At 63.0% G+C, this 2,570-nt stretch carries 2 protein-coding genes and 1 pseudogene; 1 reads left to right on the top strand and 2 read right to left on the bottom strand.

Translation table 11 applies throughout. The annotated features are described in order from the left end of the window. A partial coding sequence (locus tag EN964_RS31505) for an aspartate aminotransferase family protein (RefSeq protein ID WP_127277204.1) occupies positions 1–925 on the top strand: 925 nt, incomplete at its 5' end. A gap of 70 nt (positions 926–995) precedes the next feature. Here EN964_RS31505 and EN964_RS31500 read toward each other — a convergent pair. Both EN964_RS31500 and EN964_RS31495 read right to left on the bottom strand, forming a co-directional pair. After that, positions 996–2,015, bottom strand: a complete 1,020-nt coding sequence (locus EN964_RS31500; protein ID WP_127267233.1) for an NADP-dependent oxidoreductase — start codon at positions 2,013–2,015, stop codon at positions 996–998. Between the two features lie 27 nt (positions 2,016–2,042). Beyond that, positions 2,043–2,570: pseudogene (locus EN964_RS31495) on the bottom strand (LLM class flavin-dependent oxidoreductase); the annotation flags it as partial.

Raw genomic sequence — 2,570 nt, 5'->3', positions numbered from 1 at the left:
CATCTCGTTCATCGGTTCCTATCACGGCAATCTCTCCGGCTCGATGGGCATCAGCGGCCATACCGCCATGACCCACACGCTGCCCCGGCCGGGCGTGCTTCTGCTGCCCTATCCCGATCCGTACCGCCCGAATTTCAGCAGCGAGGACGTGCTTGCCCTGCTCGACTACCAGTTCGAGACCACCTGCCCGCCGCATCAGGTCGCGGCGGTGTTCATTGAGCCGTTGATGTCGGATGGCGGGCTGATCGTGCCGCCGCCCGGCTTTCTCAAGGCATTGCAGGAGCGTTGCCGCAGGCACGGCATCAAGATTGTCGTCGACGAGGTCAAGGTCGGGCTCGCTCGCAGCGGCATGATGCACTGCTTCCAGCATGAAGGACTGACGCCGGACCTCGTCGTCTTCGGCAAAGGCATCGGCGGTGGCTTGCCGTTGTCGGCCGTGATCGGCCCTAAGGGGATCATGGACCATGCGCCGGCCTTCGCGCTGCAGACAACCGCAGGCAATCCGGTGGCGACATCGGCCGGCAACGCGGTGCTGAAGACGATCGAGACGGACGGCCTGGTCGAGCGCTCGGCGCGGATCGGCATGCTGTTTTCCGACGCATTGCGGGCGCTTGGCGACAGACACGAGATCATCGGCGACGTGCGCGGGCGCGGGCTTGCCATCGGCGTCGACCTGGTCAAGGACCGCACGACACGTGAGCCGGTTGCGGCGGCGACCACGGCCAAGATCATCTATCGCGGCTATGAGTTGGGTGCAGCCTTCACCTATGTCGGGTTGAGGGCCAATGTGCTGGAGTTCATGCCACCGCTGACGCTGACGGAAGACGAGATGACCGAGGGCGTCGCGATCGTCGACCAGGCAATCGCTGACGTGAATGCCGGCAAGGTCTCGGATGCGGACGTCGCCTCCTTCATGATGTGGTGAACAAAAAAGGCGCCGCGCCGGGCTGCGACAGCGATTGTCTCGGCAGCCCCGGCTCATCGTTGTGCAACAATTATTCCGCGATACGCACGATCAGCTTGCCGAAATTCCTGCCTTCGAGAAGGCCGAGAAAGGCCTGAGGCGCATTTTCGATGCCGTCCACGATATCTTCCCTGTAGCGGACGCGGCCGGACGCTATCCATTCGGCCATCTCGCGATAGAAGGCCGGGCGCTGGTCGACAAATTCGCGCTGGATAAAACCCCTTATCGTCAGGCTGCGGTGCAGCACTTGCTGCATCAATGTCGGCAACCGGTCGGTGCCGGCATCCGCGATGACGTTGTACTGCGCGATCAGCCCGCAGACCGGCACACGCGCAAATTCGTTCAGCAGCGGAAACACCGCGTCCCAGACAGGACCGCCGACATTTTCGAAATAGATGTCGATGCCGCCGGGGCAAGCTGCCTTCAACTGCTCTGCAAAATCGTCGGCCCGGTGATCGACGACCGCGTCAAAGCCGAGCTCTTCTCGCACGAAGGCGCACTTTTCGGCACCGCCGGCAATGCCGACGGCACGCGCACCCTTGATGCGCGCGATCTGGCCAACGGCCGACCCGACCGCGCCGCTGGCGGCCGCGACGACGACCGTCTCGCCAGGCTTCGGCTGCCCGATGGTGAGCAGACCGGCATAGGCCGTAAAGCCCGGCATGCCGAGCACGCCGAGCGCGGTTGTTATGGGTGCAGCCGCGGGATCGAGCTTGCGCAGCCCGACACCGTCGGACAGGGCGAAACTCTGCCATCCGGAGTGGGACAGGACGATATCGCCTTCAGCAAATTCCGGATGGCGAGAGATCATCACACGCGCGACGGTGCCGCCTTCCATCACACCGTCGACATCGACCGGCTTGGCATAGGATTTGGTGGCGTTCATACGACCGCGCATATAGGGATCGAGCGACAGATAAAGGATCTGCAACAGCAGTTCGCCCTCTCCCGGCTGGTCAAGGTCAACCGTCTCGATGCGGAAATGATCCGGCTTCGGCCGGCCTTGCGGTCGCGCCGCGAGCACGATGCGGGTGTTGGACTGGATTGACATGGAGACCTCTCCGCGAAGGATGTTCTACTAGAAAAACCGGTTGGGCGGCCGCTTCAAGCCGAGATTCTCGCGCAGTGTCGACCCCTCATATTGCCGCCTGAAGATGCCTCGCCGTTGCAATTCCGGTACCACTTTCTCGGCAAAATCATCCAGCCCTGCCGGCAGGTAGGGAAACATGATGTTGAACCCGTCAGAGCCCTCGGCAACCAGCCATTCCTCCATCTCGTCGGCGATTGTTTCAGGCGTGCCGACAAAAGCAAGGCCGGAATAGCCGCCCAGCCTTTGCGCAAGCTGCCTGACGGTCAGGTTCTCCTCGCGTGCCAGTTCGATGACGCGCTCGCGGCCACTCCTGCTCGCATTGGTCTCGGGGATTTCGGGCAAGGGCGCGTCCGGGTCAAATCCGGACGCATCGTGTCCGATCGCGATCGACAGCGAGGCGATGCCGCTCTCGTAGTAGACGAGGCTGTCGAGCTTCGCCCGCCTGGCCTGCGCGTCCTCGACGCTGTCGCCGACAACGACAAAGGCGCCAGGCAGGATCTTGATGTCGTCACGCGA

This window comes from Mesorhizobium sp. M7A.F.Ca.CA.001.10.2.1 (assembly GCF_003998575.1).
Classification (GTDB): Bacteria; Pseudomonadota; Alphaproteobacteria; order Rhizobiales; family Rhizobiaceae; genus Mesorhizobium.
This window is presented reverse-complemented; position numbering and strand designations above follow the sequence as displayed.